Consider the following 25,034-nt stretch of genomic DNA (forward strand, 5'->3'; position numbering starts at 1 on the left):
TCAGGGTTGATCGTTCTGCCACAGGTTGCGCAGGCTATCGAGACGCTCCTGCTGGGTGGTTCCCGATAACGACTGCCCTGGCACGGCGTCAGGGTGCTGCAAGCGCAGCCATAACCAGCCATCGAGCACCGGGCGCTCACTGAAACCCAGCGCCAGCCCTTCCTGCAGGTGAGCCCACAAGCTGTTGTAGTCGGTGCCGGTGGATCGGCTCCAGCGCCAGGCATGCTGCTCCAGCAGGCAGGTCTGCAAGCTGTCTCGCTGACGCGAGCTGAGGTTTTCTTCGATGGCCAGCGGCCTGACGGCAAGCCGTGGATTGAACAACTGTTGCCAGCCCAGACAGCCAATGGCCCGATCGGCCCAAGTGCCGCCGAACCAGCGTAACTGATCGATCGGACCGAGCCAGCGACTCAGCTCCTGCGCATCGCAGGCATCGAAAAAGTAACTCGCCGTTTGAGGGTTGTAGTAACTCAACAAGGCCCGGTGATGCAGGCTGAAGGTGACGGTGAGCATGCGGCGCAAATGCTCCAGCAGTTGTGATGAAGAGGCTTCACTGACCAGCAGCAACCCGCCCCATGTATGCGGCTCACTTGAGTACAGCTCGGCGAGTGCCGGGCATTCGCGAAGGTCGACCAACACTGGCCCGTGCTCACGCAACGGATGAAACTCGCTGCCTTCGAACAGCCAGAACCATCGGACATGAGCAAACTGTTGCCGCAACATCGCACCGGCCTGAGGCACGCCCGGCACATCGAGCAACAGCCATTGCGGGGTCGAGTCGGGCGCCTGAACGGCAATCATGCCGCACCGCTCTGGCCAAGCTGCGTCGCTGCCCGGCAAGTGCATAAGGATTGCGCGCAATGACTGAAACTGCCCCCACCTGGCAGCAAACACAGGAGTACCAAGGGTTCGCTGGATTGCAGCAAGCCCAATAAACCATCAACCGCGCGGCTGGCTTCAGTGGTCGAGGCGGATAGCAGCTCGGCCATGCCCGGCTCTGCGCTGGACGGTGCTCCGGGAAGAAATCCGCTGATCAACGGTTGATCAGGATCACCTTCGATAAAGCTCACCAGCACTTGCGTGCCCTCACTCAAGGGCATGACACCCGCGCTTTCCAGCTCGCCAGACAACGGCAACCAACAGTGGCTGGGGGCTGCGCCTTCGCCCTGATATAGCCAGTCAAACTGCACGGCGACCGATCTGCCGGGATCGGGGCGAGATTCACCGACGTCGACTACCCATCCCCTTTGCAGGCTGTGCATCCTGGGTTTCACAACGGGATGAGCCGCGATGTAAGGCACCTCCTGCGCAACGACGCGCAGCTGGTTGCGATACAAAAAATCTGGCTGTTGTCCTCCCTGATGCTCGACATGGGTCACTAGCCAGAGACGATTCCAGTCCGCATACGGATGACCGGACAACGGCATCAGTTGACCGCTGCGCAGCGTTGGCAGGTTCGTCTGCCCCTCGGCAATCTGCCCGCAGCCATGAAGCTTGGACTGATGCACTCCCGGTCGTTCGCTCACATCCTCGAAGACCCTCTCTTCGCCACGGCGAAACTGCCCCGGACCGTCGCCCAAGACCAGACAATGCCCGCGCGTACGGTGCTCGAAGTAGTAATGAAGCCGCTCCTGGGCGCATAGACGCTGGAAAAACTGCAGGTCCGACTCCCGGTACTGCGTGCAGAAATCACGGGACGGGTAATCGCCGTTCAGGTCGAAACGACGATCCTTGCCGGCAATGCCGTGCTCCTTGAGAACCTGGGCGAGAATGTCCGGCACCGAGCGATCGCTGAAAATTCGCTGATTGAAGCGCTGGGCCAGGCAAGCAAGCCTGGGGCCCAGACGCACACGACAAAGCCTGGGCTCATTGCCATGGCCGGGTTGAACGAGGCCAAGCAACTGTCCGTGAATACCCTCCCACTGCGGCCCGAAGTGCAAAAAGGCCGAGCGGTACAGCAGGCTTGCAAGGTCCAGTGTCGGGTCATCGTTCAGTAGATCCACGTCGAACGCAAAAGGCTCGCTGATCGCTTCACTACCGGTAAAGGTCAAGACCTCAAAGGGGTCGGCAAGACCCGCTATATCCAGACGAAATGACGGCTCGTTGACTGAATCGAACATCGGCGATTCTCTACAGGAGGGGCGGCCGGGGATTCTCGCTGAGAGACATGGCCGAGTAGAGTGCCGAAGTACAACTTAGGAAATGACCTACGCGAAAAGAAGACCACATCGCTTGGATTGCTCGGTATGTGGGCTATTTCGCGTGACAAAAGAGAAGCCCCGCACCAGGTCATCTGAAATTTCCGCAACCTACGGAGAAATTTCAGACAACCTGATGGGCGCGGTGCCCTACCTCAAGAAGACAGGTAAGACGAACGGGTCAGGCCCAGACGCAAGGCATCAAGGAACTGGGTGCGCTCGCTGGCGCTGATGCGGGCACTGGCGCACTTGTCGCGGTAGTGAGTCATCAGCTCTTCCGGCGACAAGTGCACGTAACGCAGCATGTCTTCGATGGTGTCGTGGGTTTCGATACCTGCGTGGTACACGCTGCCGTCAGCATTCTGATAGATGTTCACCGAGTCGGTGTCACCGAACAGGTTGTGCATGTCGCCAAGAATTTCCTGGTAGGCACCGACCAGGAAGATCCCCAGCAGGTAGTCTTCACCCTCGTTCAGACCGTGCACCGGCAGGCTGGTCTCGATGCTCTGCTCGTCGACGTACTGCTTGATCTTGCCGTCGGAGTCGCAGGTCAAGTCTTGCAGCACTGCACGGCGCAGCGGCTCTTCGTCGAGACGGTGCAGCGGCAGGATCGGCAGGACCTGGCCGATGGCCCAGGTGTCCGGCAGGCTCTGGAATACCGAGAAGTTGCAGATGTACTTGTCGGCCAGCTTGTCGTTGAGTTCGTCGAGCACCTGACGGTGGGAACGCTGACGGGCCTTCAACGAGTTGTGCAGGCGGCGGCAAACGGCGAAGTAGCATTGCTCGGCCAGGGCTTTTTGCGCCAGGGTCAGCTTGCCATCGGCGTATTGGGTGGCCACGTCACTCATGTAGTGCGTGGCGCGCCAGTAGGTCTCGGTGACCATTTCGATGTCGGTCGGGCCGAGCAGGTCAACCAGCCACTGCACGGTTTCCGGCAGTTCTTCCTTGTTGTCGATCTTCGGCACGTCGTCGTTGTGTTTCTCGACGTCGGTCACCTGCACCACCAGCATCGCGTGGTGGGCGGTCAGGGAGCGGCCGCTTTCAGAGAAGATGTTCGGGTGCGGCAGGCTCTGCGCATCGCAGAATTCCTTGAGCATCCCGACCACGACACCGGCGTAATCGTCCATGTCGTAGTTTATCGAACTGGCGTTACGCGAGTGAGTACCGTCGTAGTCCACGCCCAAACCGCCGCCGACGTCGATGTGATCGACCGGCAGGCCAAGGTTGCGCAGTTCGCCGTAGTAACGAATCGCTTCCTTGAAGCCGTGCTGGTAGTCCGCCAGGTTGGCGATCTGCGAACCCATGTGGAAGTGCAGCAGGCGAATGCCCTGGTCCAGGCCAGCGGCACGGAAACGCTCGACCACCGACAGCAGTTGCGCCGCCGACAGGCCGAACTTGGATTTTTCGCCACCGGTGTCTGCCCACTTGCTCGACGCCAGGGACGACAGACGCACACGCAGGCCGACCTGAGGCTTGACCTTGAGCGACGCCGCTTCTTCGATCACCAGACCGACTTCGGATTCTTTCTCGATCACGATGAACACGTTGTGGCCCAGCTTCTGGCCCATCAGCGCCAGACGGATGAACTCACGGTCCTTGTAACCGTTGCAGACAATGGTGCCGCCCTTCGGCGCCAGCGCCAGTACCGCCAGCAGCTCAGGCTTGGAGCCGGCTTCCAGACCGATCGATACGTTCTGGGTGGCGATGATGTTCTCGATCACCGCTTCCTGCTGGTTGACCTTGATCGGGTACAGCGCGGTGTACTTGCTCTGGTATTCCAGGCGCTCGATGTTGGCGTCGAACGCACCGGTCAGCTGACGCACGCGGTCTTGCAGGATGTCTGGGAAACGCACCAGCAGCGGCAAGGACAAACCGCTTTTGCGCAGTTGGTCGACTTGCTCGAACAGGTCGATAGGCGAACTGGTCGGGCCGTTCGGACGAACTTCGACGCGACCGGCGTCATTGATCGCGAAATACCCGGCCCCCCAATGGCGAATCCCGTAAACACTGCGGCTGTCCGCAACTGTCCATTGGCTGCCATCGTCTTTGCGTGTGCGTCTTACGGACATCGAAGTCCCCTATAAAGAAGTCATAGAGCGTCGCCTTGAGTTCAGGCCGGCGCAGTCTAAAGAATGAAAATGACGTTTCGTCAACGAGGGGGTAGACCTCGCTGACCGCAGTGAGTTTAGAAACCGGTCTTGAACAGGCTCTGTGAAAACCATGGAGACGACGCCAGACCAGAATGAAATCAGGACTGGATCAAGCCGCGGGTGGTTTTCACAGAGGCTGCTAGCCGCCGGACTTCTTCGCTTTGAAACCGTGTTTGATCAGCTCAGCCAAGAGTAGCTCGACATGATCGCCCTGGATTTCGATGATCCCGTCTTTCAACGCCCCACCGGTCCCACAACGTTTCTTCAACGTGGTGGCCAGTTCCTTGAGCGCGTCTTCGGCCAACGGCACGCCGGTGATGGTCGTCACCGTCTTGCCGCCACGGCCCTTGCTTTCACGACGCACGCGAGCGATGCCGTCGCCGGCCGGGATAACGGTTTGTTTGCAGATGCAGGCATCCACCGGTTTACTGCATTCCGGGCAATGACGACCTGCGTCGGTGGAAAATACCAGGCCACCAAGGGCGGCGAAGGATGCGGCTTTTTTGGCCACCGGCAATCCTCTTGGGAGGACAAAGACTGATCGCAACCTTGGGCAAGGTTATCGACCGCGAAGCCCCACTCAGGCAGGGGCAGCGCTACTGAGCCGGGCACTGCCGGTTCAGCTTGAAAAGGTCGCGCAGTGTAACGGCAAAAAGCCGACTTGCTAAGAGCCAATCGGCGCCAATTTACAGCTCTTTTGCGACGTCATCCCCTTGGGCGCGAAGATAGCGCTTCAGGGCTGCCAAAGAGTCCGGGCAGTACGGCTTTTGCTGGATTTCCAGCAGGACCTGATCGATCGGGATAAAGCGCGCTTCCAGCACCTCTTCCGGCTGCAGGATCAATGGGCCGTCCCACACCGCCGAAAACGCCGAACACCAGAGCCGGTTGCCGGTGTCCTCGAAGAAAAAGTGATCGTGGGCGGTCAGTTCCACACCGCTCACCCCCAGCTCTTCTTCCAGCTCGCGGGCCGCCGATTCGGCGTAGGTCTCGGTGGCCAGCACCATGCCGCCGGCCGCCACGTCCCAATAACCGGGATAAATCGCCTTGCTCAGGGTGCGCCGGTGAACGCACAGCTCACCGGCAGAATTGAACAGCATGATGTAGGTGCCGCGCCCGATCAGCCCACGCTCACGCAGGTCGGAGCGCACCAGGGCGCCGAGCAGGTTGTCCCGCTCGTCGACCCAGGCGATCTGTTCGGCATCGGAGGCCGCGCGGTGGGCGGCCTCTTTAGCGCTATCTACCATGACTCAGCCCTGATTGAGCAGTTGACGCAAGTCGATCACCGCGGCGTTGGCCCGGGAGATGTAATTGGCCATGACCAGCGAGTGGTTGGCCAGCACACCGAAGCCGCTGCCGTTGAGGATCATCGGGCTCCAGACCGGCTCTTGCGAAGCCTCCAGCTCACGGATGATCTGGCGCACGCTGACCGTAGCGTTTTTCTTCGCCAGCACATCGGCGAAGTCGACTTCGATGGCGCGCAGCAGATGGGACAATGCCCAGGCCTGACCACGGGCTTCGTAGAACACGTTATCGATCTGCATCCACGGGGTTTCAACGACTTCTTCGTCAACCTGCGGCACCTGGCCGAGCGCCGGGATTTCGGTTTTCAGCGCAGTGTTGAGCTTGACCCGACCAACGCTGGCCGACAGCCGTTGCGACAGCGAGCCCAGACGGGTCCCTACATCACCCAGCCAGTTGTTCAGGTTGTCGGCGCGGGCGTAGAACAGCGCGCTCTTCTGGTCAGGCCCCGACAGGCGTGCCTGATAGCGGCTCAGGGAGTTGATGCCTTCCTGATACTCGGACTCACTGGATGGCAACACCCAGCTCTTGTTGTCGAAGTTGAAGCGCGGCTCGGCCTTGGCCAAATCGGCGTCTTCGGCGGACTGCGACTGGGAACGGGCGAAGTCTTTACGCAGCGCACGGCTCAGGTCGCGGACCTGGACCAGCACGCCATATTCCCAGCTCGGCATGTTGTCCATCCACAGGCCCGGCGGGAAACGGTCGTTGGAAATATAGCCACCCGGTTTGGTCAGCAAGGTACCGGCGACGGTCTTGAGGGTTTCCACCGTGGTGTACCCGACCACCATCTGCTTACCTTCTTTCTCAGCTGCCATCTGGGCATTCTGCTGAACCGGGAACAGCGCGGGTTCCTGGCTCCAGTACCAGCCCAGCGCGATAGCCACCAACAAGTAAAGGCAAATCAGAGTGGCCAGCGCCCGGCTGAACAACAGGCCACCAAAATAACTGCGGGTGGCCGATTTCGGTTCAGCGGCACGCTCAGGCGCGCTGCCCGTGCGGTTCTTCCAGTCCAGCATGGCGATATCCTTTCAATCACTTGAGTTCATCGGTTCGACTACAACCCTACGCCATCGTGCCTTATTTGCCGCGCATTAAATCCTGCGGGACACAGCGAGCCATACAATGACTGCAATCGAAGCCATCACTATAAATGAAGCACAGCGTTGAGCCTATGCGACCAGTCGGTCGGGAACTGAATGATGTCGCTTTGCAGATTATTGACGCAGGACACTCATGCAATTGAAAAGAGATGCTAGCATAGAGCCACCAGTCGATCTCAGCATGCACCCTAACTAGTAGTCAGGATATGACCGAGCCAGAAGACCCCAGCCGTGAGCGCCTCAAGCACCACTTTGCCCAGCGGGTAATTCATCAGGCACGTCAGATTCTTGAGATATGGCAACGTCTGCAACGCAATGAATGGTCCATCACCGACCTGTCGGAGCTGAGCGAGGCCAATCTGCGCCTGCTGCGCTTTGCCGAACGTTTCGAACAACCGGAACACACCCTGCTGGCCCGTCATATCGGCCAGTCGCTGGAGGCCGTCGACGCCAATCGCGGACGCCTGAGCAGCGGATTGATCACTGACCTCAACCGCCTGATGCAGCGCTTGTCCCGCACCGGCCTGCGCCATGGCGATCAGCTCGAACACACCTTCCTGCCGCCGCTGCGCAAACCGATCTACGTGATGCTGCAGGATCACGACCGGGCCGAACGGCTGGCCAAGCAACTTGAATTCTTCGGGCTCAGCGCCCAAGCCCTCGACAGCGTCGCCGCGTTCCGCGCCTCGATGGTCGAGCGCTTACCGGCGGCGATTGTCATGGACGTCGACTTCAGCGGCGCCGGCATCGGCCTGAAACTGGCGGCCGAAGCCCAGCAAGGCTTGGACCAGCCCTTGCCGCTGTTGTTTTTCAGCCTGCACGAAACCGACACCCCGACCCGCCTCGCCGCCGTGCGCGCCGGCGGCCAGGAGTTTCTCACCGGCACCCTCGAAGCCTCGAGCCTGCTGGAAAAGATCGAAGTGCTGACCTGCGTCGCCCAGTACGAACCCTATAAAGTGCTGATCATCGACGACTCCCGCGCACAGGCCTTGCACACCGAACGCCTGCTCAACAGCGCCGGGATCGTCACGCGGACCTTGATCGAACCGATCCAGGCCATGGCCGAGCTGGCGGATTTCCAGCCGGACCTGATCATCCTCGACATGTACATGCCGGCCTGCACCGGTACGGAACTGGCCAAGGTAATCCGCCATAACGACCGCTATGTCAGCGTGCCGATCATTTATCTGTCGGCCGAAGACGATCTGGACAAGCAGCTCGACGCCATGAGTGAGGGCGGCGACGACTTCCTGACCAAACCGATCAAGCCGCGCCACCTGATCACCACCGTGCGCAACCGCGCGGCGCGGGCGCGCAATCTGAAAGCGCGGATGGTGCGCGACAGCCTGACTGGCTTGTACAACCACACCCATATTCTGCAATTGCTCGAAGACTGTTCATTCCGCGCCCGTCGCGAAAACAAGCCGCTGAGCTTTGCGATGCTCGACATCGACCACTTCAAACGGGTCAACGACAGCCACGGCCATCCCATGGGCGACCGGGTGATCAAGAGCCTGGCGCTGTTCCTCAAGCAACGGTTGCGCAAGAGCGACTTCATCGGCCGTTACGGCGGTGAAGAGTTCGCCATCGTCATGCCGGACACCGATATTGAATCGGCCTACAAGGTGCTCGATGAAATCCGTCAGCGCTTTGCCGAAATTCACTACCCCGCGCAGCCCCAGGACCTCTGGTGCACCTTCAGTGCCGGCGTCGTCGAACTGCACGAAGGCTCCGACAGCCTGATGATGGCCACACAGGCAGACGAGGCGCTGTACCGCGCCAAGGACGCCGGACGCAACCGCGTGCAAGCCGCGCGGGAGTCAAAGCAAAGTGCCACTTTTTCATCGGAATCGACCGATTCGGTCATAACGCTGTAACAGAAACGCAATAACTTCAGGCACTTACCATTCTGCCGTTGGTAGTCCGCAATGCGCCTGAAGCTGTTGACCAATCTCAATACCCTCCTTCTGGTCGCCGTGTGCGTGGCCCTCGGCGCGACCCTCTGGTGGTCGCAAAAAGCCCTGGAACGCCCCTATCTGTTGATGGAGCGTTACCTGGGCCTGTCCCAGCAGTTTCAAAATGAAGTGGCGCGCAACGTCGAGGATTACCTGGCCAGCGGCGATGCCCTGCGTCTGAGCAGCGCCAGCCAGGCCATCGACAACCTGCAAAAGGAGCTCGGCGAATTACCTCCGTCCCTGGCCGATACCTTGCACCCCAGCCTGTCGAATCTGGAGGAGTTCAGCAAGACGGACCTGCTGGCCGCTGGCAAACTTGCCGGCGATCCACAAGCCCTGCTGTTGCAAGCTGAACGCGAGCTCGGTGCCAGCCTCGATCAGCTCAGCCAGTACGCCAACGGCAACGCGGCGTACCTGACGCCTTTGCTCGCAGCTTCCCAGCATCTGGGCAAGTTGTCTTTGGCCCGGGACAAACTGGTCAGCAGCGGGCGCAGTGAACTGGCCGCCGATGTCGAGCGCGAAGTCGCCAGCATCCGCGTTCAGGCTGAACAATTGAACAGCTTGCCGCTGCTGGGGGTGACTGCCAGCAGTGAATCGAACACCGATGACTTCTCCGCCATGATGGGCCTGGAGAACACCGAGAAAGCCGTCGCCGAAGACGCCGGCGTCAGCCTCAAGCGCGAACTCAACAGCCTGCTCACCCGCTACCCGACTGAACTGGCACGTACGCGCGAACAGATCCAGAAACGCGCCGACCTCGGCGCCGCGACTCACTTGAAAATCACCGCCGTGCAGCAGGCCATCGCCGGGCTGGAACCGGTAGTGCGCGCCCAGCACGGGCAAATCCAGGGCGAAGTGCGGCTGATGCAGGGCGTGATGATCGGGCTGATTCTGCTGATCGCCTTGCTCATCGATACCTTACAGCGACGCCTGGCCCGAACCCTGACCAATCTGGCGCCAGCCCTTTCGATCTGGGCCGAGGGCGACTTCAGTCGCGACATTCAACTGGGTGCGACCAACCGCGAACTGCATGACATTCAAGCTTCGCTCAATCGCTTGCGTGCCTATCTGGTAGACCTGGTGGGGACCATTCGCCTCAATGCCGAGCAAGTCGCCGGCAGCAGCCGGACGCTGGCCGAATTGAGCAATGACCTGCACAGCGGCGCCGAGCATCAGGCCGGCGACACCGCGCTGATCCGCGACTCTCTCGGTGAACTCGAAGCAACGATTCAACAAGTCGCCGGTGATGCCAGCCAGGCCGCGGACGCCAGTCGTCATGCAGGGCTGGCGGTGGAGCATGGTCAGAAGGTCATCGGCCTGAGCCTCACCGGGCTGCATGCGCTGGTGGGTGAAGTGCAAGGCAACGCGCAGATGATCGAACATCTGGCCGAAGAGTCGGCGACTATCGGCGGCGTGCTGACGGTGATTCGCTCGATTGCCGATCAGACCAACCTGCTGGCGCTGAATGCCGCCATCGAGGCAGCCCGCGCCGGGGAGATGGGCCGGGGATTTGCGGTGGTGGCCGAAGAGGTTCGTTCACTGGCGCAGCGCACCGCCGGTGCCACCGCCGAGATTCAGACACTGATCGCCGGCCTGCAAACCGCCGCGCGACAATCGGTCGAAGGCATGCGCGCCCAGGTCGAACACGCCGAAGCCACGGCCAACCAGGCCCAGGCCGCCGACGGTGCGCTGGATAAAATCGTCGGAGCGATCCAGACCATTTCCGACACCGCCGTGCGCATCGCCGATGTCACTGCCCAGCAGAGCGGCGCTGTCAGCGAAATCCGCGATCACAGTGAGCGGATTCATCAATTGGGTGGGGATAACTTGCTGCGCATCGGCGAGGGGCGTGAGCAAGGAGAGAATTTGCTGGTGCTGGGCGGACGGTTGCATACCGCCGTTCAAGCCTTCCGCGTCTGATAAATCGCCATCGCGGGCATGTTCACCACCCATTCCCCATTCTGCACACCAGCCCATCGTCCGCTATCATGCCCGCACCTCCAATACGCGAGATTGTCATGCGCCGTTTGCTCTGCCTGCTGTTTTTAGTGCTCGCCCTCCCGGCCTTCGCCGCCGGGTTGCTGGACAGTCGCCCCAGTTCCACCCTGGGTTCGATCAACAACAGCGCCGACTTCCTGCCGGTGCGCGAAGCCTTTCAGTTGAGCCTGGTAGAGAGTACGCCGCAATCGATCAAACTGCGTTTCGTCGCCACCGAGGGTTACTACCTCTACCGCCATCGCTTCCAGTTTCGCGCAGATCCGGCCGACGTTGGCCTCGGTGCGGCTCAACTGCCCAAGGGCGAACAAAAGCACGATGAATACTTCGGCGATGTCGAGGTTTACCACGGCATTCTCGATGTAGAACTGCCACGCACCGATTCCCGCGCCTTTACGCTGGCCGTGACCTATCAGGGCTGCGCCGACAAAGGCCTGTGCTACCCGCCCGAGACCGAGCGCCTGAGTATTGATGGCAGCGGTGCCACGACCACAGCCTGGGGCTGGCGCGAACTGGCGCTGTTCTTCCTCGCAGGCCTCGGCCTGACCTTCACCCCCTGTGTGCTGCCGATGCTGCCGATCCTCTCCGGGGTAGTCCTGCGCGGGCAGATTGGCGGTTTACGTGGCTTCAACCTGTCGCTGGCTTATGTGCTGCCGATGGCCATCTGCTTCGCCCTGTTGGGTGCATTGATGGGCATGTTCGGCGCACAGCTTAATCTTCAGGCGCGCTTGCAATCGGCTTGGGTGCTGGTGCCGTTCGCGTTGTTTTTCGCAGTGTTTGCCTTGGCGATGTTCGGGGTGTTCGAACTGAAACTTCCCTACGCCATCAGCAGCCGCCTGGACCGGATCGCCGGGCGCACCGAAGGTGGCTCACTGTGGGGCGCGGCGGTGCTGGGCGTGGTGTCGAGCCTGCTGGTTTCGCCCTGCGTCTCGGCTCCCCTGGCCGGTGCGCTGCTGTACATCAGCGCCAGCGGCGATGCCTTGGGCGGCGGATTGAAACTGTTCATGCTTGGCCTGGGCATGGGCGCACCGCTGTTGCTAGTGGCGACTGGCGGCGCGGCCTGGTTGCCGAAAAGCGGGCCGTGGCTGATCTACGTGAAAAACGCGATTGGTGTGCTCTTGCTGGGGCTGGCGATCGGTTTGCTCAGCCGAGTATTGCCAGGCCAGATCACTTTACTGTTGATCGGCTTGCTCGCCGGTGGCGTCGGTTTGTTCATGGGCGCGCTGGAGTTTGCCTATAAGCCGCCGAGAAAACGCCTGGGGCAATTGCTGGGGATGTTTCTGCTGTTTTATGCACTGGCCTGTTGGTACGGTGCGTTCAGCGGTCAGTCCGATCCATTCAACCCCATTGGCCAGACGCGCCTCGTCGCCAGCAACGAGCAGCAAGCGCCAATCGCCAGCACCTGGCAAACCATAACCTCTCCAGCAGAACTGGATCGTGTCCTCGCCGAAGCCAAATCCTCCGGCACACCGCTGCTGCTCGACTGGTACGCCGACTGGTGCATCAGTTGCAAAGTCATCGAACACGAAGTGCTCAACGATGCCAACGTCGTCGAACGTCTTAAAGGCTATCGACTGATCCGTTTCGACATCACCGCCAGCAACACCGAACAGCGCGCCCTGCTCGACCGCTACAAGCTGTTCGGCCCTCCGGCGCTGATGTTTTTCGGCAGGGACGGCGTCGAACGCACCGATGTGCGAGTGATCGGCGAGATAAACGCCACGGACTTCGCCGAACGTGTTGCGAAAGCAAATGACCGGATTTAATCACCCGGTCACATATTTCGCGCAAACATCGGCCATCGTGCTGCCTATTGCATAGAACTGGACAGTCACAAAGTCTTTGCGGCATAGTCGCCGGGTTCTGACAATTGCACACGGATCACAAAGGAGCAGCAGATGGCGACCCTATTGGTTTTGCACGGCCCTAACCTGAACCTGCTCGGCACCCGGGAACCGGGCGTCTATGGTGCAACCACCCTGGCACAAATCAACCAGGACCTGGAACAGCGGGCGCGCAATGCCGGCCACCATTTGCTTTACCTGCAAAGCAACGCCGAGTACGAATTGATTGACCGCATCCACGCTGCTCGCGGCGAAGGTGTGGACTTCATTCTGATCAATCCAGCAGCTTTTACGCATACAAGTGTCGCGTTACGTGACGCGCTGCTGGCGGTGAGCATCCCATTCATCGAAGTGCATTTGTCTAACGTGCATAAACGCGAACCTTTCCGCCATCACTCTTACTTCTCCGATGTAGCGGTGGGAGTGATCTGCGGCCTTGGCGCCAGCGGTTATCGACTGGCCCTGGAGGCCGCACTAGAGCAGCTTGAAAGACAGGCAACGGCTTGAACAACAAGCGTTAAACGCCCCTGACCGACCCTTGGGAGTTGATGATTCATGGATATCCGTAAAGTTAAGAAATTGATCGAATTGCTGGAAGAGTCCGGCATCGACGAGCTTGAGATCAAGGAAGGCGAAGAGTCCGTACGCATCAGCCGTCACAGCAAGACGCCGGCTCAGCAGTACTATGCACCGGCTCCGATGCATGCGCCGGCACCGGCTCCAGTTGCTGCCGCCGCTCCGGTTGCTGCCGCTGCGCCTGCGGCTCCAGCGGCTCCAACGCTGAACGGCAATGTTGCCCGTTCGCCGATGGTCGGCACGTTCTATCGCAAATCTTCGCCGTCCTCGCCATCCTTCGTTGAAGTTGGCCAGACCGTGAAGAAAGGCGACACCCTGTGCATCGTCGAAGCCATGAAGATGATGAACCACATCGAAGCTGAAGCCAGCGGTGTGATCGAATCCATCCTCGTCGAAGACGGCCAGCCGGTTGAGTACGACCAACCGCTGTTCACCATCGTTTGAATCGCGGAGAGCCTTTGATGACTGCGAAGTTGGAAAAAGTTCTGATCGCCAACCGCGGTGAGATCGCCCTGCGGATTCTGCGTGCCTGCAAGGAAATGGGCATCAAGACCGTCGCCGTTTACTCCAAGGCCGACAAAGAGCTGATGCACCTGGGCCTGGCAGACGAATCCGTCTGCATCGGTCCGGCCTCCGCCGCTCACTCCTACCTGCACATTCCGGCCATCATCGCCGCTGCTGAAGTGACCGGCGCTACCGCCATTCACCCAGGCTACGGCTTCCTTGCGGAAAACGCCGACTTTGCCGAACAGGTCGAGAACTCCGGTTTCGCGTTCATTGGCCCGAAAGCCGATACCATCCGCCTGATGGGCGACAAGGTATCGGCCAAGCACGCCATGATCGCCGCTGGCGTTCCAACTGTTCCGGGCTCCGACGGCCCACTGCCTGAAGACGAAGAAACCGCTCTGCGCATTGGTCGCGAAGTCGGTTATCCGGTGATCATCAAAGCCGCTGGCGGCGGCGGTGGTCGTGGCATGCGCGTGGTGCACAAAGAAGAAGACCTGATCTCCTCGGCGAAACTGACCCGCTCCGAAGCGGGCGCAGCGTTCGGCAACCCGATGGTCTATCTGGAAAAATTCCTGACCAACCCACGTCACGTGGAAGTTCAGGTGCTTTCCGACGGTCAGGGCCACGCCATCCATCTGGGCGACCGCGACTGCTCGCTGCAACGTCGTCACCAGAAGGTTCTCGAAGAAGCGCCGGCACCGGGTATCGACGAGAACGCGCGCGAGGAAGTCCTCGCCCGTTGCGTCAAGGCTTGCATCGACATCGGCTACCGTGGCGCCGGCACTTTCGAGTTCCTGTACGAGAACGGCCGCTTCTACTTCATCGAGATGAACACTCGTGTCCAGGTAGAGCACCCGGTATCGGAAATGGTCACCGGCATCGACATCGTCAAGGAGATGCTCAGCATCGCCGCCGGCAACAAGCTGTCGTTCACCCAGGATGACGTGGTCATCCGCGGTCACGCGCTGGAATGCCGGATCAACGCCGAAGACCCGAAAACGTTCATGCCGAGCCCAGGCACGGTCAAGCATTTCCACGCACCAGGCGGCAACGGCGTTCGCGTCGATTCGCACCTGTACAGTGGCTATGCCGTTCCGCCGAACTACGACTCGTTGATCGGCAAGCTGATCACCTACGGCGCAACCCGTGACGAAGCCATGGCGCGCATGCGTAATGCGCTGGACGAGATCGTTGTCGACGGGATCAAGACCAACATCCCGCTGCACCGTGATCTGACCCGTGACGAAGGCTTCTGCAAAGGGGGGGTGAACATTCACTACCTCGAGCACAAGCTGGCTGGCGAGAAGCACTAAGCTTCAGCCGGAACATGACAAGGCCGCCTTCGGGCGGCTTTGTTGTTTCTGGAGATGCCGCCCGGAAACCTTGTGGCGAGGGAGCTTGCTCCCGCTCGGTTACGCAGCAGCCGCAAGACCATTCATCCGAGTTGTGTCAGACAGAGCCGTATCTGCCATTTTGGGACCGCTTCGCGCTCCAGCGGGAGCAAGCTCCCTCGCCACAGAGACCGACGTCTCCGCTATTGGATGGCAACCCGGTCGTCTTCTGCCGCGCGCTCGCGTAAACTTGCGCGCTTCTCGCAGCCCGCTAGGCTGCAATCTATATTTTTCAAAGGTGCCCGCCATGCCTTGGCTGCAAGTCCGTCTCGCCATCAGCCCAGAACAAGCCGAAACCTACGAAGACGCTTTCCTTGAAGTGGGCGCCGTATCGGTGACCTTCATGGACGCCGAAGATCAGCCGATCTTCGAGCCGGAACTCAACACCACTCCGCTGTGGTCGCACACACACCTGCTGGCCTTGTTCGAAGGCGGCACTGACGCCGCCAGCGTGCTGGCCCACCTGGAGTTGCTGACCGGCAGCCCGCTGCCCGAGCATCACAGCGAAGTGATCGAAGACCAGGACTGGGAACGCAGCTGGATGGATGGCTTCCAGCCGATGCGCTTCGGTCAGCGCCTGTGGATTGTCCCGAGCTGGCACGCCGCCCCTGAGCCTGACGCGGTGAACCTGCTACTGGACCCGGGCCTGGCGTTCGGCACCGGCACTCACCCGACCACCGCGCTGTGCCTGGAATGGCTCGATGGCCAGGACCTGAAAGACTGCAACGTGCTGGATTTCGGCTGCGGCTCGGGGATTCTGGCGATTGCCGCCCTGTTGCTGGGCGCCAAACAAGCCGTCGGCACCGATATCGATGTGCAAGCCCTGGAGGCCTCCCGCGACAACGCCGGACGCAACAACATTGCCGACGAGCTGTTCCCGCTCTATCTGCCGGAAGATTTGCCGCAGGTTCAAGCCGACGTACTGGTCGCCAATATCCTCGCCGGCCCGCTGGTTTCCCTGGCGCCGCAACTGTCCAGCCTGGTCAAGTCCGGCGGTCGCCTGGCACTGTCGGGCATCCTCGCCGAACAGGGCGAAGAGGTTGCCGCTGCCTATGCCCGGGACTTCGATCTGGATCCGATCGCCAATCGCGACGGCTGGGTACGCATCACTGGCCGTCGGCGCTAGAATGAGCGCCTGCATAAACCGGATTGCCGCATGACCGATAGCTTCGTCACCCAATGCCCGCATTGCCAAACCAGCTTCCGCGTCAGCCACGCTCAGTTGAGCGTGGCCCGTGGGGTGGTTCGTTGCGGCTCGTGCTTGCAGGTGTTCAACGCCGCCAGGCAGTTGCTTGAGCAACGGGCCGGCAAGGAAGCGGTAAAACCGGCTGCATCGGCGCCCGTAGAACCGCCCGTGCAGCGGGCCATCAGCCAAAAGCAATGGACCGCGGCCGAGATGGACCTGGACAGCCTGGACCTGGACGAAGAGCTCGCCCGGCTCGAACAGCGGGAAATCCAGCCGACGACGGAGTTCGGTCACCCCCGCGAAGACAGCCTCAGTGCTCGTCGCGACAGCACCGAACACGACGAAGCCCCTTGGCCCGACAGTCTCTTCAGTGAGTCGGCCGCCGATCGTGCGCAAGCCGCCGACGTGCAGACGCCATCACCGATGGTCGAACCGACGATCGAGCCAAGCAAACACTCGCGCACCGAGCCTTCGCTGTCCATGGAGCCCGTGCCGCTGGACGATGAGCCCGAGATACAGCAGCTGCGCCTGCACGACCCGCTCGACGCCCCGATCCCTTTTGGCAGCCTGTCGGCGAAAACCGATGACGACGAGATCGACGATGACCTGCCCTCCGTCGAGCCCCTGCGCAAGCGACGCGAACGCAGCGAACCGGCCATGCGCGCTGAAGTGCTGCAGGACCTGACCGACGACCCGCTGCAACTGGATTGGCAAAAACGCCGCTCCCCCTGGGGTCGGCGCTTTTTCTGGCTGCTGCTGATCCTGCTCGGCGCCGCCGGCCTCGTTGGCCAGTACGTCGCCTACCACTTCGACGAACTGGCGCGCCAGGACCAGTATCGTCCGTGGTTCCAGCAACTCTGCCCGCACATCGGTTGCACAGTGCCGTCCAAGGTCGACATCGCGAAAGTCAAAAGCAGCAATCTGGTGGTCCGCAGCCACCCGGACTTCAACGGGGCGCTGGTGGTCGATGCCATCATTTATAACCGTGCGCCCTTCTCCCAGCCGTTCCCGCTGCTGGAGCTGCGCTTTGCCGACCTCAACGGCCACCTGATCGCCAGCCGTCGCTTCAAGCCCGGCGAGTACCTCAACGGCGATCTCGAAGGCCTGGCCGAAATGCCGCCGCAAACGCCGATCCACATCGCGCTGGACATTCTCGACCCAGGCCCCAAAGCGGTGAACTACAGCCTGAGCTTCCATTCGCCCGAGTGAAACACTCAAGCGTTGCAGGCTTGACGGCGGTTTCCTGACTTTGACCGTTCAAACCAAACCGCTGGCGATAACGAATTAGTTGTTCAGATTTTGTTCAATTCAGCCTTTATCCAGTCATCGAGAGCGGGTATCATGCCAACCCTTTTTCGAACTCTCATGATCCGGCCCCACAACAGGGAAGTCCTATGTCGGCGGTACGCATCGGTCCATATACATTGCACAACGGCTTGATCCTCGCCCCCATGGCGGGCGTCACCGACCAGCCCTTTCGTCAGCTGTGCAAACGATTGGGCGCAGGACTTGTAGTCTCGGAAATGGTCACCAGCGACATGAGCTTGTGGAACACCCGCAAATCGCGGATGCGCATGATCCACGAAGGCGATCCCGAGCCCCGCTCGGTACAGATCGCCGGCGGAGATGCGCAGATGCTGGCGGATGCGGCCCGGGCCAACGTCGAGCTGGGCGCACAGATTATTGATATCAACATGGGCTGTCCGGCGAAGAAGGTCTGCAACAAGGCCGCCGGTTCCGCACTGTTGAAAGATGAAGCATTGGTGACCGAGATCCTGCAGGCCGTGGTGGCTGCGGTCGATGTGCCGGTCACCCTGAAGATCCGCACCGGCTGGGACCGGGCGAACAAGAACGGTCTGACGGTGGCGAAGATCGCCGAACAGGCAGGCATCACGGCGTTGGCCGTACATGGCCGCACGCGTGCCGACCTGTACACCGGGGAAGCTGAGTACGACACCATTGCCGCGATCAAGCAGGCGGTGTCGATTCCGGTCTTCGCCAATGGCGATATCGATTCGCCCGAGAAAGCCCGGTACGTGCTCGACGCGACCGGTGCCGATGGCCTGTTGGTGGGCCGGGCTGCCCAGGGGCAGCCATGGATTTTTCGTGAAATCGACCATTATCTGCGTACCGGTGAAAAACTCCCGGCACCGGAACTGATCGAGGTGGAATGTATTCTGCTTGAGCATCTGGCCGCGCTGCATGCCTTCTATGGCGACGTCATGGGCGTGCGCATAGCTCGCAAGCATGTGGGCTGGTATCTCGCAACCTTGCCGGGCGCCAGGGAGTTTCGCGCCCACTTCAATCGTTTGGAAGATACGGAAGCACAATGCGCCTACGTTCGAGGCTTCTTCGCCGAACGTTACAAGAGCCTGACAGGGGACGGAGAAGGGGTGGCCGCATGACGATGATGACCGAGACTTTAGTGAGTGGAACAACACCCGTGAGCGACAACGTGAATTTGAAACAGCACCTCAATACACCGAGCGAAGAAGGTCAGACCCTTCGCGGGAGTGTCGAGAAGGCGCTGCACAATTATTTCGCCCACCTTGAGGGCGCTGCCGTCACGGATGTGTACAACCTGGTGCTCTCCGAAGTCGAGGCCCCCCTGCTCGAATGCGTGATGAACTACGTCAAGGGCAACCAGACCAAGGCCAGTGAGCTGCTCGGACTGAACCGGGGCACCCTGCGCAAGAAACTCAAGCAGTACGATTTGCTGTAAGCATTCAATCAAACCAGAAAGGCGCCCACGTAAAACCGGTCGCCTTTTTTGCTGACTCCTTTGCTTTTGATGGAAATTGAGATGACCGACCAGACTACCCGCCTGCCGATCCGCCGCGCCTTGATCAGCGTTTCCGACAAGACCGGGATCCTTGAATTCGCCAAAGAGCTCGAAGCCCTGGGCGTAGAGATCCTCTCCACCGGCGGGACGTTCAAGCTGCTGCGCGACAATGGTGTTGCCGCAGTGGAAGTCGCGGATTACACCGGTTTCGCAGAAATGATGGACGGCCGGGTGAAAACCCTGCACCCGAAAATCCACGGCGGGATCCTTGGTCGTCGCGGTATCGACGACGCCATCATGAGCGAGCACGGCATCAAGCCGATCGATCTGGTAGCGGTCAACCTGTACCCGTTCGAAGCCACCATCAACAAGCCAGGCTGCGACCTGCCGACTGCCATCGAGAACATCGACATCGGCGGCCCGACCATGGTCCGTTCGGCGGCAAAAAACCACAAAGACGTGGCCATCGTGGTGAACGCCAGCGATTACGCCAACGTTCTGGAAAGCCTCAAGGCCGGCGGCCTGACCTACGCTCAGCGTTTCGACCTGATGCTCAAGGCCTTCGAACACACCGCCGCCTACGACGGCATGATCGCCAACTACATGGGCACCGTGAACCAGGCGGCTGAAACCCTCTCGACCTCCGGCCGCAGCGAATTCCCGCGCACCTTCAACAGCCAGTTCATCAAGGCTCAGGAAATGCGCTACGGCGAGAACCCGCACCAGAGCGCGGCGTTCTACGTTGAAGCCAAGCCTGCCGAAGTCGGCATCGCCACCGCGACCCAACTGCAAGGCAAAGAGCTGTCGTACAACAACGTGGCCGACACCGACGCCGCGCTGGAATGCGTGAAGAGCTTCGTCAAGCCGGCCTGCGTGATCGTCAAGCACGCCAACCCGTGCGGCGTGGCCGTGAGCCCGGACGCCGAAGGCGGCATCCGTCAAGCCTACGAACTGGCCTACGCCACCGACACCGAGTCGGCGTTCGGCGGCATCATCGCGTTCAACCGCGAGCTGGATGCTGAAACCGCCAAGGCCATCGTCGAGCGTCAGTTCGTCGAAGTGATCATCGCCCCATCCGTCAGCGCAGAAGCCCGCGCCATCGTGGCCGCCAAAGCCAACGTACGCCTGCTGGCCTGCGGCGAGTGGTCGGCTGACCGCGTTCCAGCCTGGGACTACAAACGCGTCAACGGCGGTTTGCTGGTACAGAGCCGCGACATCGGCATGATCGGCAGCGAAGACCTGAAAGTGGTGACCAAGCGCGCGCCAACCGAGCAGGAAATCAACGACCTGATCTTCGCCTGGAAAGTCGCCAAGTACGTCAAGTCCAACGCCATCGTCTACGCCAAGAGCCGTCAGACCATCGGTGTCGGCGCCGGCCAGATGAGCCGCGTGAACTCCGCGCGTATCGCCGCGATCAAGGCTGAACATGCCGGCTTGCAAGTGCAGGGCGCGGTCATGGCGTCGGATGCGTTCTTCCCGTTCCGCGACGGCATCGACAACGCAGCCAAGGTCGGTATCACTGCGGTGATCCAGCCAGGTGGCTCGATGCGTGATAACGAAGTGATTGCGGCAGCTGATGAAGCCGGCATCGCCATGGTCTTCACCGGCATGCGCCACTTCCGTCACTAATAAGACAACGGCCGCACTGAACCCGGTACCTGCTGCGTTGGAGCCGACCTCGATGATGCTCATTGCCAAAAGGCAACTCCGCTCATCGAGGTCGACTCCGCCTTGCATCTACCGGCTTCATTGCGACCTCCTACGGCGTGAAGCGCTTTAGGTTCCAAAACAGAATTAGCGTCATCCGAGGTTTTTGAAATGAATGTTTTGATCATTGGCAGCGGTGGCCGTGAACACGCCCTGGCCTGGAAAGTGGCTCAGGATCCGCGCGTGCAGAAAGTGTTCGTTGCCCCGGGCAACGCAGGCACCGCCATTGAAGCCAAGTGCGAGAACGTCGCCATCGACGTGCTGGCCCTCGAGCAGCTTGCAGATTTCGCGGAGAAAAACGTTTCCCTCACCATCGTCGGCCCGGAAGTGCCGCTGGTTGCAGGCGTTGTCGACCTGTTCCGCTCCCGTGGCCTGGATTGCTTCGGCCCGACCGCAGGTGCCGCGCAACTGGAAGGTTCGAAAGCCTTTACCAAGGATTTCCTGGCGCGTCACAAGATCCCGACCGCCGACTACCAGAACTTCACCGAGATCGAGCCGGCCCTGGCTTATCTGCGTGAAAAAGGCGCACCGATCGTGATCAAGGCCGATGGCCTGGCCGCCGGCAAAGGCGTGATCGTGGCCATGACATTGGCTGAAGCTGAAGACGCGGTGCGCGACATGCTCGCTGGCAACGCGTTTGGCGATGCCGGCTCCCGCGTGGTCATCGAGGAGTTCCTGGACGGCGAAGAAGCCAGCTTCATCGTCATGGTCGACGGCAAGAACGTGCTGCCGATGGCCACCAGCCAGGACCACAAACGCGTCGGCGACGGCGACACCGGTCCGAACACCGGCGGCATGGGCGCCTACTCCCCGGCACCGGTCGTCACCGCCGAAGTCCATCAGCGGGTCATGGACCTGGTGATCTGGCCAACCGTGCGCGGCATGGCCGAGGAAGGCAATGTTTACACCGGTTTCCTCTATGCCGGCTTGATGATCGACAAGGCTGGTAACCCAAAAGTTATCGAGTTCAACTGCCGTTTCGGCGATCCTGAGACCCAACCGGTGATGCTGCGTTTGCAGTCGAGCCTGGTGTTGCTGGTCGAAGCGGCCCTGGCGCAAGCGCTGGACAAGGTCGAAGCACAGTGGGATCCACGTCCGAGCGTCGGTATCGTATTGGCCGCTGGCGGTTACCCGGGTGACTACGCCAAAGGCGTTGCCATCAACGGTCTGGATGCAGCCGCGGCACTGGAAGGCAAAGTCTTCCACGCTGGCACTGCACTCAAGGACGGTCAGGTGGTGACGGCCGGTGGTCGGGTACTGTGCGCAACCGCCATGGGCACCAGCGTCGACACAGCCCAGCAGCAGGCTTACAAACTGGCGGCTAAAATCGACTGGGAAGGCTGCTTCTATCGTAAGGACATTGGCTACCGTGCCATTGCCCGCGAGCGTGGCGAAAATCAGGAATAAGCCATCCATTCGGCCAGGCAAGGGCTTGCAGCCCTTGCCGGACTATTCCGGCGCCGCGCATAGTTATATTCTGGCATCAACCTACGAAGGGATTTCGCCGTGCGCTGGCTCAGGATTGCCATAGGCTTCACCGTCACTCTGCTGACCTTGCTCTGCATGCTCCCGGCCCAGGCCTCGCAAGGCAGTGGCTGGGCGGTATTGCTCGACGAACAGGGCGATCTGCAGCTGAGCGACATCCGCTCCGGCCGCTACACCAATCAATTCAGCCCCGTTGAACTCGACCGCCTCACCGCAGCCGGGCCTGACGGTGCGCTGTGGCTGCGTTTCAGGCTGGCACCCGGCAAACACGAACAGTTGCTGAGGGTGTTCGCTCCCGACCTGTCGCACCTCAATCTGTATGTGCTCGATGGCGACCAGCTGATCGATCAATTGAATACCGGCACCGGGCAGCCTCAGGCTGAGCGCCCCCTGCCCGGCAACGACTTCATGTTGCCGCTGCCGCAAAGCGACAAAACCCTCGACGTCTATATGCGACTGGTCTCCGAACACCAGTTTCGGCCTTACATCACCCTGCAATCGGCGGTCATGAGCGCAGCCACTCAGAACCAGACGTTGATCTACGGTCTGCTCTTTGGCTGTCTCGGGATGCTGATCCTGCATAACCTGACCCGCTACACCTACACCCGCTCGCGCAGCAGCCTCTGGCTGGCAGCGTGCGAAGGGTTGTTGCTGCTCAGCCTGGTGCTGCTGCTGAACCTGGCCCGACCATGGTTGCCGAACTGGTCCGTCGTACAAACACCCGGTGCCTATCTTGCCTTGCTGCTGACCGCACCTTGCGGCCTGATGTTCGCCTACCGTTTTTTCGCCCCGCTCGGCCCGCACCCGCTGAACAAGCTGCTGCTGGGGGACATCCTGTTCATCGTGGCCTGCGGCCTGCTGCTGTTGTTCGTCAACACCCTGCCGCTGAACCTGATCACGTACGCACTGGTTGCCCTGGCCGGCCTGAGCATGTTGTTCGTCAGCGCCCATCACTGGCAAAAAGGTTATCGCCCGGCTCGCCTGTTCGTGGCGGCCATGGTGGTATTCAACCTTGGCACGTTGATTATCCTGCCGGCGCTGCAGGGGCTGACCCTTGTCGCCCCGCAAGGCCTGATCATCACCCTGCTGGTGTTTATCTGTATCAGTGGCCTGTTGATGAGTGTGGCCCTGGGCGAGCGACAGCGTAGCATCACCGAAGACCGTTTCAGCGTCAGTCGCGACCTGGCTGCCAGCAATGCCGAAATAAACGCCAAAGCTGAATTCCTGGCGAAAATCAGCCACGAAATCCGCACCCCGATGAATGGTGTGCTGGGCATGACCGAACTGCTGCTGGGCACACCGCTGTCGGTCAAGCAGCGCGACTATGTGCAAACCATCCATAGCGCCGGCAACGAACTGCTGACACTGATCAACGAAATTCTCGACATCTCCAAGCTCGAGTCCGGACAGATCGAGCTGGACGATGTGCAGTTCGACCTCAATGCCCTGATCGAAGACTGCCTGAGCATCTTCCGCGCCAAGGCCGAACAACAGAACATCGAGCTGATCAGCTTTATCCAGCCACAGGTACCGCGCGTCATCAGCGGCGATCCGACGCGCCTGCGCCAGACCCTGCTGAGCCTGCTGGAAAACGCCCTGAAGAAAACCGACGAAGGCGAGATTCTGATCGTTGTCGCCCTGGATGAACGCAGCGCCAAACCGCGGCTGCGCATCGCCGTGCAGGACAGCGGCCAGCCGATGGAGGCTGAAGAACGCGACGCACTGATGCACGCCGAGCTGCACAGCAAGCATTTCCTCTCGGCCACCAGCCTGGGGGGCAATCTGGGGCTGGTGATTGCCCGTCAGCTGATCCGTTTGATGCAGGGCGAATTCGGCATCAAGAGCGGCGCCAACCAAGGCAGCACATTGTGGCTGACCCTGCCACTGGACCCGGACCGTCTCGAGCATCCGACCTCGGACCTGGACAGTCCGTTGCAAGGCGCACGCGTACTGGTCGTGGACGACAACGACACCTGTCGCAAGGTGCTGGTGCAGCAGTGCAGCGCCTGGGGCCTGAACGTCAGCGCCGTACCCTCCGGCAAGGAGGCCCTGGCGCTGCTGCGCACCAAGGCCCACCTGCGCGATTATTTCGACGTGGTCCTGCTGGACCAGAACATGCCCGGTATGACCGGCATGCAACTGGCCGCCAAGATCAAGGAAGACCCGAGCCTGAACCACGACATTCTGCTGATCATGCTCACCGGCATCAGCAACGCGCCGAGCAAGATCATCGCGCGCAACTCCGGGATCAAGCGCATCCTCGCCAAGCCAGTGGCCGGCTACACCCTCAAGACCACCCTGGCGGACGAACTGAACCAGCGCAACAACGGCCCGGCGACCTCGCAGCACCTGCCCACCGGCCCTACCCTTCCGGTCAAGGTGCCCAGCGACTTCCGCATCCTGGTGGCCGAAGACAACAGCATCTCGACCAAGGTCATCCGCGGCATGCTGGGCAAGCTCAACCTGCAACCGGATACCGCCAGCAATGGCGAAGAAGCCTTGGTGGCAATGAAGGCCCAGCGTTACGACCTGGTGCTGATGGACTGCGAAATGCCAATCCTTGACGGCTTCTCCGCCACCCAGCAATTGCGTGCCTGGGAAGTCGGCAACCAGCGGATTCGCACCCCCGTGGTGGCGTTGACCGCGCACATCCTCGCCGAGCACAAAGAGCGCGCGCGTCAGGCCGGCATGGACGGGCACATGGCCAAACCGGTCGAGCTGTCGCAGTTGCGCGACCTGATCGAGCATTGGGTTGCCCAGCGCGATCATCAGAATCGTACGGCTTCGACGTTCTGAGCAATCTCCCGTCGCGCGCCGACAACTTTCTAAACCGGCTGATAGACTCCGCTCCAACAATCTCCT

19 protein-coding genes are annotated in these 25,034 nt (G+C 60.8%); 13 read left to right on the plus strand and 6 right to left on the minus strand.

Going from position 1 to position 25,034, the window contains the following annotated elements:
- The 6 genes from AC07V0_RS04085 to AC07V0_RS04110 form a co-directional block, all read right to left on the minus strand.
- Entirely contained in the window at positions 1-798 is a 798-nt protein-coding gene (locus AC07V0_RS04085) for a DUF4123 domain-containing protein (protein WP_086944039.1), read from the minus strand.
- A complete protein-coding gene (locus AC07V0_RS04090; RefSeq protein WP_495019408.1) occupies positions 795-2,117 on the minus strand; it encodes a contractile injection system protein, VgrG/Pvc8 family in 1,323 nt (440 codons plus the stop codon). The genes AC07V0_RS04085 and AC07V0_RS04090 overlap by 4 nt, the downstream gene beginning before the upstream one ends.
- 233 nt (positions 2,118-2,350) lie before the next feature.
- Complete coding sequence (gene speA, locus AC07V0_RS04095; RefSeq protein WP_018928415.1) at positions 2,351-4,264, minus strand: arginine decarboxylase; 1,914 nt, start codon at positions 4,262-4,264, stop codon at positions 2,351-2,353.
- 220 nt (positions 4,265-4,484) lie between these two features.
- Positions 4,485-4,856 (minus strand): translation initiation factor Sui1, encoded by a 372-nt coding sequence (locus AC07V0_RS04100; RefSeq protein ID WP_007914613.1) that lies wholly within the window; start codon positions 4,854-4,856, stop codon positions 4,485-4,487.
- Positions 4,857-5,031: 175 nt separating this feature from the next.
- A complete protein-coding gene (locus AC07V0_RS04105; RefSeq protein ID WP_018928416.1) occupies positions 5,032-5,589 on the minus strand; it encodes an NUDIX hydrolase in 558 nt (185 codons plus the stop codon).
- A 3-nt stretch (positions 5,590-5,592) separates the two neighbouring features.
- Positions 5,593-6,660 (minus strand): DUF2333 family protein, encoded by a 1,068-nt coding sequence (locus AC07V0_RS04110; protein WP_064616066.1) that lies wholly within the window; start codon positions 6,658-6,660, stop codon positions 5,593-5,595.
- 290 nt (positions 6,661-6,950) lie between these two features.
- Here AC07V0_RS04110 and gcbA point away from each other — a divergent pair, with 290 nt between their 5' ends.
- The 13 genes from gcbA (at position 6,951) to AC07V0_RS04175 (ending at position 24,968) form a co-directional block, all read left to right on the plus strand.
- Positions 6,951-8,621 carry a diguanylate cyclase GcbA gene (gcbA, locus tag AC07V0_RS04115; RefSeq protein WP_495019409.1) on the plus strand — a complete coding sequence of 557 codons (1,671 nt, stop codon included), beginning with the start codon at positions 6,951-6,953 and terminating at the stop codon, positions 8,619-8,621.
- Between the two features lie 954 nt (positions 8,622-9,575).
- Complete coding sequence (locus AC07V0_RS04120; protein ID WP_432416843.1) at positions 9,576-10,619, plus strand: methyl-accepting chemotaxis protein; 1,044 nt, start codon at positions 9,576-9,578, stop codon at positions 10,617-10,619.
- A 98-nt stretch (positions 10,620-10,717) separates the two neighbouring features.
- The gene (locus tag AC07V0_RS04125) at positions 10,718-12,460 is read left to right on the plus strand and encodes a protein-disulfide reductase DsbD (protein WP_495019410.1); all 1,743 of its coding nucleotides are present in this window, start codon (positions 10,718-10,720) and stop codon (positions 12,458-12,460) included.
- Between the two features lie 132 nt (positions 12,461-12,592).
- On the plus strand, positions 12,593-13,045 hold the full coding sequence (aroQ, locus tag AC07V0_RS04130) for a type II 3-dehydroquinate dehydratase (RefSeq protein ID WP_007937215.1): 453 nt from the start codon (positions 12,593-12,595) through the stop codon (positions 13,043-13,045).
- Between the two features lie 48 nt (positions 13,046-13,093).
- Positions 13,094-13,558 (plus strand): acetyl-CoA carboxylase biotin carboxyl carrier protein, encoded by a 465-nt coding sequence (gene accB, locus AC07V0_RS04135; RefSeq protein WP_018928421.1) that lies wholly within the window; start codon positions 13,094-13,096, stop codon positions 13,556-13,558.
- Positions 13,559-13,575: 17 nt separating this feature from the next.
- Positions 13,576-14,934 (plus strand): acetyl-CoA carboxylase biotin carboxylase subunit, encoded by a 1,359-nt coding sequence (gene accC, locus AC07V0_RS04140; protein WP_018928422.1) that lies wholly within the window; start codon positions 13,576-13,578, stop codon positions 14,932-14,934.
- Positions 14,935-15,259: 325 nt separating this feature from the next.
- Entirely contained in the window at positions 15,260-16,138 is an 879-nt protein-coding gene (prmA, locus tag AC07V0_RS04145) for a 50S ribosomal protein L11 methyltransferase (RefSeq protein WP_018928423.1), read from the plus strand.
- A 30-nt stretch (positions 16,139-16,168) separates the two neighbouring features.
- Positions 16,169-17,407 (plus strand): DUF3426 domain-containing protein, encoded by a 1,239-nt coding sequence (locus AC07V0_RS04150; RefSeq protein WP_495019411.1) that lies wholly within the window; start codon positions 16,169-16,171, stop codon positions 17,405-17,407.
- Positions 17,408-17,592: 185 nt separating this feature from the next.
- Complete coding sequence (gene dusB, locus AC07V0_RS04155; RefSeq protein ID WP_018928425.1) at positions 17,593-18,603, plus strand: tRNA dihydrouridine synthase DusB; 1,011 nt, start codon at positions 17,593-17,595, stop codon at positions 18,601-18,603.
- Positions 18,600-18,920, plus strand: coding sequence for a DNA-binding transcriptional regulator Fis (gene fis, locus AC07V0_RS04160; protein WP_007907419.1), 321 nt, complete (start codon positions 18,600-18,602; stop codon positions 18,918-18,920). Before dusB ends, fis begins: the two co-directional genes overlap by 4 nt.
- Before the next feature lie 81 nt (positions 18,921-19,001).
- Positions 19,002-20,609: a bifunctional phosphoribosylaminoimidazolecarboxamide formyltransferase/IMP cyclohydrolase gene (gene purH, locus AC07V0_RS04165; RefSeq protein WP_495019412.1), complete on the plus strand. Its 1,608-nt coding sequence runs from the start codon at positions 19,002-19,004 to the stop codon at positions 20,607-20,609.
- A gap of 189 nt (positions 20,610-20,798) precedes the next feature.
- Positions 20,799-22,094, plus strand: a complete 1,296-nt coding sequence (purD, locus tag AC07V0_RS04170) for a phosphoribosylamine--glycine ligase (protein WP_064616059.1) — start codon at positions 20,799-20,801, stop codon at positions 22,092-22,094.
- 99 nt (positions 22,095-22,193) lie between these two features.
- Positions 22,194-24,968, plus strand: a complete 2,775-nt coding sequence (locus AC07V0_RS04175) for a hybrid sensor histidine kinase/response regulator (protein WP_018928427.1) — start codon at positions 22,194-22,196, stop codon at positions 24,966-24,968.
- The last annotated feature ends 66 nt before the right edge of the window (positions 24,969-25,034 follow it).

It is taken from the genome of Pseudomonas sp. GW821-FHT01E10 (assembly GCF_059422365.1).